The sequence below is a fragment of the Bilifractor porci genome (genome assembly GCF_009696005.1).
In the GTDB taxonomy this organism is placed as follows: Bacteria; Bacillota; Clostridia; order Lachnospirales; family Lachnospiraceae; genus Bilifractor; species Bilifractor porci.
In genome coordinates, this window is sequence record NZ_VUMV01000012.1 from 23823 (window position 1) to 29822 (window position 6000).

Genomic DNA, 6000 nt, shown 5'->3' on the forward strand with positions numbered 1-6000 from the left:
AGACAAAAGCGTCGTAGCAATACGGCGCTTTTTTGTTGCCCGGAAGCGACAAACAGCGGCTTTTGAACGGTTGGCGGTAAAGAATACCGACCCCAAAACAAAGCCGCTCACATCGAAAGGAAACGCCCAAAATCGCCCCGAAACTATACAGCGGGAAACGGTTTTGGGCGTTTCTGCGTTTCGGGAGCAAATCGGCAATTAGGCAGCGATAAGGAGGTGTCCATTATGCCCCGTATGCCGAAATACCTCAAGAGAGAATGGGCGTTCTTTCTTGATGAGCGTGGCAGGAAGAAATACAACGAGCTTTGCAGGAAATGCGAAAGGAGCTGCAAGCAGAGCTTCCGTGCCACCGTTATCCAATGCCCGCACTATCTATCGAAAAGGAGAACAAGACAATGACAGACTATCCAAACAACATTCCCGCAAAGCTGGAAATCATCAAGGCCAGCGAGATCACCCCGAAAGAGGTGCGCTGGCTGTGGTATCCCTATATTCCCTTCGGCAAGGTCACACTGCTGCAAGGCGACCCCGGTGACGGCAAGAGTAAGCTGATGCTTTCTCTTGCCGCTTTGCTTTCCAAGGGAGCGCCGCTTCCCTTTGCAGATGAGGAGGAACATACCGAGCCGATGACCGTCATCTACCAGACCACCGAGGACGATGCAGACGATACCGTTGTGCCGAGATTTAATGCGGCGGGCGGTGACGGCGACCGACTCATCTTCATCAAGGAGGACGAAAAGAGCCTGACCTTCGGGGATGACCGTATCCGTGAAGCCGTGGAGAAGTACAACGCCAAGCTGCTGATTCTCGACCCGATGAGTTCGTATATCGGTGACACTTGCTCGATGAACAATGCCAACGAAACGAGAGCCGAGTTCAACCACCTGATTGCCGTTGCCAAGGACACCGGCTGCGCCATCGTTATCATCGCCCATATGAACAAGGCGAAGGACACAAGCCCCCTCTATCGCACCAACGGCTCTATCGACATTGCCGGTGCGGCGAGAAGCATTCTTGCCGTCACACGCACGGCCAATAAGCAGAACCCCGCCGAGCGTTATCTGGTGCAGGTCAAGAGCAATCTTGCGCCGATGGGCTCGGCTATTCTCTTTGAGGTAGCCGACAAGGGCGTGAACTTTCTTGATGAGCTGGAGCTGAGTGCGGAGGACGCTTTCTCTGCTTCTGCGCCGAGGATGGGCAGACCGAATGCCCGTGAGGAAGCGGCAACGGATTTTATCCGTTCCCTGCTGGCGGGCGGTAGGCGGCTGGCTTCCGATTGCGAAGCAAAGCTTGAAGCCGCAGGCTTCAAGAAATCAACCTACAAGAAGTCCAAAAAGAAAGCCGGAGTTCGCTCTGTGAAGGACGGCTTTCTTTGGTACTGGACTTTGCCGGAGGTTGAAAAACCGATTGAGAATGGGCAGGAAGTCACGGACGAGGACGACCTGCCTATTTGATTGAGGTTTTGAGGGAGGTCAAGGGAGGAAAGCCCTTGCCCACGACATCTTTGCAGCGAAGCTGAAAGTGTCATAGTGGGTTACGCACTTTGAAAAAGTTGCGTAACTCGCACCCCCGCCCTTTCCGCTGACTGGAGGTGATGAGAATGGCGGAAGGAAACTGGAGCGTTGTCCGAGTGGAGAAAATCTCCGCAGAGGGAGCGCAGAAAACCGAGCGACACAATGAGCGCAAGAATGAAAGCTACGCAAATCTTAATGTAGACACCGAGCAAATTGCCCGCAATGTTCACTTCAAGGACACGGGTGGTTTGACCTACAACGAGTATTTCCAGCGGCTCATTGACGAGGGCAAAATCTCCACAAGAGGACAGAAAGCCGGTGCAACCATTTTTAATGAGTTGGTCATTGATGTGAACACAAGGTACTTTGAGGAACACGGCGGCTACGAATACGCCAAGCAGTTCTACGAGGAAGCCTACCGTTTCGGCTGTGAGATTTACGGCGAGGAGAACATCGTGTCGGCGGTTATGCACGCCGATGAAATCAACAAGGCGGTGTCCGAAGAACTGGGCAAGCCGGTCTATCACTACCACCTGCACATTGTGGCAATCCCCACCGTCCGAAAAGAAATCCTGTGGTCGAAACGCTGCAAGGACGAAGCCCTGAGAGGAACGGTCAAGGAGGTCATCAACCAAGTTTCCCACTCGAAGAAATGGAAGAACACGGTCCCTCTGCTGGACGAAAATGGGCAGCAGGTTATCAGCAAATACGGAAAGCCGATGTTCCGCAAGTCCTACTCCGTTCTGCAAGACAAGCTCTTTGCGCATATGACCGAAGCGGGTTTCACCGGCTTTGAGCGTGGCGTATTGGGCAGCACAGCGGAGAATTTGAGCAGCCTGGATTATCAAATTCAGAAGGACAAGGAACGGCTTGCCGACATTCAGGAACGTATTGAAGCCGAGCAGGTACGCTATGAGCCTGCTCACGAAGTCCACAAGACGATGGCAGAGATTGAGGGAATGGGGCAGAAAACCCTCACCGGCAAGATTGCCGTTTCCAAGGACGATTATCAGCAGCTCACGGCACTTGCGAAGGAGGGTATCACAAGCCGCAGCGAAATCCAAGATTTGAAAAGCAGCGTTTCCTACTATCAAAGGCAGTATTTCAATGCGTCCTCTGCCGTAGAGCGATTGCAGGAACGGTATGACCGGCTCAAAGAAAAATGCCAGCCGTTCTTGCAGGCACTGGAGCACTTCCCAAAGCTGGTGGAAGTCTTTGTAGAGAAGGTCAAGGAGCTTTTCAGCATCAAGGAAGCGCAGGAGCGCAAGGAACGGGAGGACAGAGCCGCCGCCCGAAAAGAACAATCCAAACACCGTCGGGGCAGAAATGATTGGGAAAGATAATCCCTTCCATTACTATCCCGACTTTTTAACTTCTTCAACACTTGAATTACGGAGGTACGGAAATGAAAGACATTACAAGTACGATTACCAAGCCCCTCGCCGTCCTCGGAGAGAATGGCAAAGGCTACACAAAGGAAGCAAACTTCATTTCGTGGAACGGCAATGCCGCCAAGCTGGACATCCGAGAGTGGCATCCGAACCACGAACGCTGCGGCAAGGGCATTACGCTCACGGAGGACGAGGGCAGAAATCTTTACGCAGCACTCAAGGCAATCTATGAAAAGGAATAATCCTTTTTCGGCTGGTAACGGGGCGTTCGGAAACGGACGCCCCTATTTTTACGGAGGGAGGTGATGACCGTGGAGAATATGAAAACCGGCTTTGTGGAGAGAATCGGCGGCACGATTTTCGTTGTCAACGCAATGCCCGCAGAGAACGCAAAGCACACGCAGGAAGAGCTTGTAAAGGCTCTGATTGCAAGAGAAGCAATGGCTTTGCAGGAAGCGGAGGTTGCCTGATTGACTTTATGCACAGCTATGCACTTTGGAGATTTTTCAAAAAATATCTCAAAACCACTTGGCAGAAAGGCGAGATCGTTACAAGCTGTGGAAAAGCGCTGCTCAGACACGGCTATCGGCTGAAGATTTTTAACACGATCGATTTTCACAAATCCATGCACTACAACCCTTTTGCCTATATCCACAGTGATAAGGACATCCTGAAGATGGTCAACGCGCTGATCGCAAATACAAAGGGCGAAGGAAAGACCGGTGAGGATTTCTGGGTGAAGGCGGAAACTCTTCTTTACTGTGCACTCATTGGGTATATCCATTATGAAGCCCTGCCGGAGGAACAGAACTTTTCAACACTTCTGGAGATGCTGGACTGCATGGAAGTCAGGGAAGACGACGAGGATTTCAAAAATCCGGTAGATATCATGTTTGATACGCTGGCGGAAAGGGCTCCGAAACACTTCGCGGTAAGACAGTATAAAAAATACAAACTGGCTGCGGGAAAGACTGCGAAATCGATTCTCATTTCCTGCGGCGCGAGGCTGGCACCGTTTGACATCTCAGAGCTTCGGGAGATCACATCATATGACGACCTTGAACTGGATACGCTCGGTGACAGGAAGACGGCACTGTTTCTGATCATGTCGGATACAGACAGCACCTTTAACTTCCTGATCTCCATGATCTACACGCAGATGTTCAATCTTCTCTGCGAAAAGGCGGACAACGTGTACAAGGGACGGCTGCCGGTGCATGTAAGGTGCCTGATCGATGAAGCAGCCAATATCGGGCAGATCCCGAATCTGGAAAAGCTGGTGGCGACGATCCGCAGCCGTGAGATCTCCGCCTGTCTGGTGCTGCAGACGCAGAGCCAGCTGAAGGCGATCTATAAAGATCATGCGGATACGATCATCGGCAACATGGATTCGAGGATCTTTCTCGGCGGCAGTGAACCGACGACACTGAAGGAACTGAACACAGCGCTCGGTAAAGAGACGATCGATCTGTACAACACCGGTGAGAACCGTGGCAGGGAGGAATCGCACAGCCTGAACTACCAGAAGACAGGGAAGGATCTCATGAGTATCGATGAGCTTTCGGTTATGGACAACAGCAAATGCATCCTGCAGCTTCGGGGCGTCCGTCCGTTTCTGTCTGACAAATATGATATCATACAGCATCCGAACTACAGGGAGACCTCTGATTATGATGAAAGAAACTATCTGGATATCGGGAAGTATCTGCAGCACCGGCTGAAACTGAAACCGAATGATGAATATCTGGTCATTGAACCGGAGAAAGAAGGATTTGAATGAACGAAGAAAGAATGAATGAAGACTATGCAACAGAAAATGGCAGCGGATCCGGGGCGGTGGTGGAAGCTCCGGAAGAAAAGAGCATTGAAGCGCCGGCAGGAAGCACAGATGGCAGTCGGAACTTTCCTGAAATTACGATCAAGTTCGGAAAAGGTCTCTGCGGTGACCCGTTCACCGCAAAGGATGGGAAGGCGTATGTGGAGATCAAGATTCCCAACGTGGATCCGGGCGATCACAGACCCTGGGAATCCTTTATTCTCCCTGCAAAGCGTGTTCATGAGAACAAGTTTGGCAAGGGACTGTGGGCAAAAATTCCTGAGAACGGAAGTACGACCTTAAGCCGGCCGCAGTATCAGGGAAAAAATGAGCAGGGTGTGCCGGTCTGGCACTATGAGAAACGGAATGTGACCAATCAGGAACTGAAGGCGCTGGTTGAATCCTACAAGACAAAAAATCGCAGCAGAGAATCTGTGACCGGAAGCCTGAAAAAAGGGAAAGAAATCGCGGAGAAGGAAGAAGAAGCAAAGAGCGATGAATTTCACAAAGTGATCGGGGATGAGCTTCCCTTCCGCTGATAAGGAGAAAGCGTTTAATGAATAAGTTGACTTTGCAGAGGGCCACAGTAACCGTGGCCCTCTGTTTTTCTGAAAAAACAAGCGGCCTGAGACGCTGCAGATATCCGCCGGATTTCCATGAATCTTTGAAGTCACAGATTGTGACATCAAACATGGAACGATGCGGAAGACAGGATATGTCACCTGTTTTACAGGACTGTTTTTACGGAACTCAGATAACCACGGTTTCCAATGGATAACCGATATTTAAAGAAAGAGAGGATCAGATATGAGCTTTTTTTCAACAGCAGTAACTACGTTACAGACGATCGTCATCGCACTCGGCGCGGGCCTCGGCATCTGGGGCGGCATCAACCTGATGGAAGGTTACGGAAATGATAATCCCGGCGCGAATGCTCATGTACGGTAAGGAAGCAAGCAACCGAAAACAAGAGATAGACCGCCAGCACTACACTATTCCGAACCAAAGACCAAAAGATAAGCATTGTGGGAAAATCTAAACTTTTGGATTTTCCTACAATGCCAACTACGGCGGAATCCCTCCCACTCCTTATATCTTTCTGTATACATTGAATTTGTATTTAGTAAAATGCAGACAACACCACGGATCGGCTTTTGGTTGGACAATTCCAACCAAACACCACAGCAGACAGCAGAAAACATTCTGAACGCTAGGAAGCCGGTATGATTGTTACATATAAGGGGAAGAAAAATTTCTTTTAGGTACTTGCTTTCCTAAA

The 6000-nt window shown here is 50.5% G+C and carries 6 protein-coding genes and 1 pseudogene; all 7 read left to right on the forward strand.

The genetic code is table 11. The features are described from left to right. Window positions 1–395: 395 nt before the first annotated feature. The 7 genes and pseudogenes from FYJ60_RS12010 to FYJ60_RS12035 all read left to right on the forward strand — a co-directional run bounded on the left by FYJ60_RS12010 (window position 396) and on the right by FYJ60_RS12035 (window position 5669). Entirely contained in the window at window positions 396–1454 is a 1059-nt protein-coding gene (locus tag FYJ60_RS12010; RefSeq protein ID WP_154458917.1) for an AAA family ATPase, read from the forward strand. Window positions 1455–1600: 146 nt separating this feature from the next. After that, window positions 1601–2857: a plasmid recombination protein gene (locus FYJ60_RS12015; protein ID WP_154458918.1), complete on the forward strand. Its 1257-nt coding sequence runs from the start codon at window positions 1601–1603 to the stop codon at window positions 2855–2857. A 62-nt stretch (window positions 2858–2919) separates the two neighbouring features. Further along, window positions 2920–3147, forward strand: a complete 228-nt coding sequence (locus FYJ60_RS12020) for a YdbC family protein (protein WP_066733266.1) — start codon at window positions 2920–2922, stop codon at window positions 3145–3147. 69 nt (window positions 3148–3216) lie between these two features. Beyond that, window positions 3217–3375 carry a hypothetical protein gene (locus FYJ60_RS12515; protein ID WP_171031962.1) on the forward strand — a complete coding sequence of 53 codons (159 nt, stop codon included), beginning with the start codon at window positions 3217–3219 and terminating at the stop codon, window positions 3373–3375. A 65-nt stretch (window positions 3376–3440) separates the two neighbouring features. After that, window positions 3441–4685: pseudogene (locus FYJ60_RS12025) on the forward strand (VirD4-like conjugal transfer protein, CD1115 family); the annotation flags it as partial. Beyond that, a complete protein-coding gene (locus FYJ60_RS12030) occupies window positions 4682–5260 on the forward strand; it encodes a hypothetical protein (protein WP_154458919.1) in 579 nt (192 codons plus the stop codon). The pseudogene FYJ60_RS12025 and the gene FYJ60_RS12030, both read left to right, overlap by 4 nt. 268 nt (window positions 5261–5528) lie before the next feature. Next, window positions 5529–5669 (forward strand): Maff2 family mobile element protein, encoded by a 141-nt coding sequence (locus FYJ60_RS12035; RefSeq protein WP_154458920.1) that lies wholly within the window; start codon window positions 5529–5531, stop codon window positions 5667–5669. Window positions 5670–6000 lie beyond the last annotated feature (331 nt).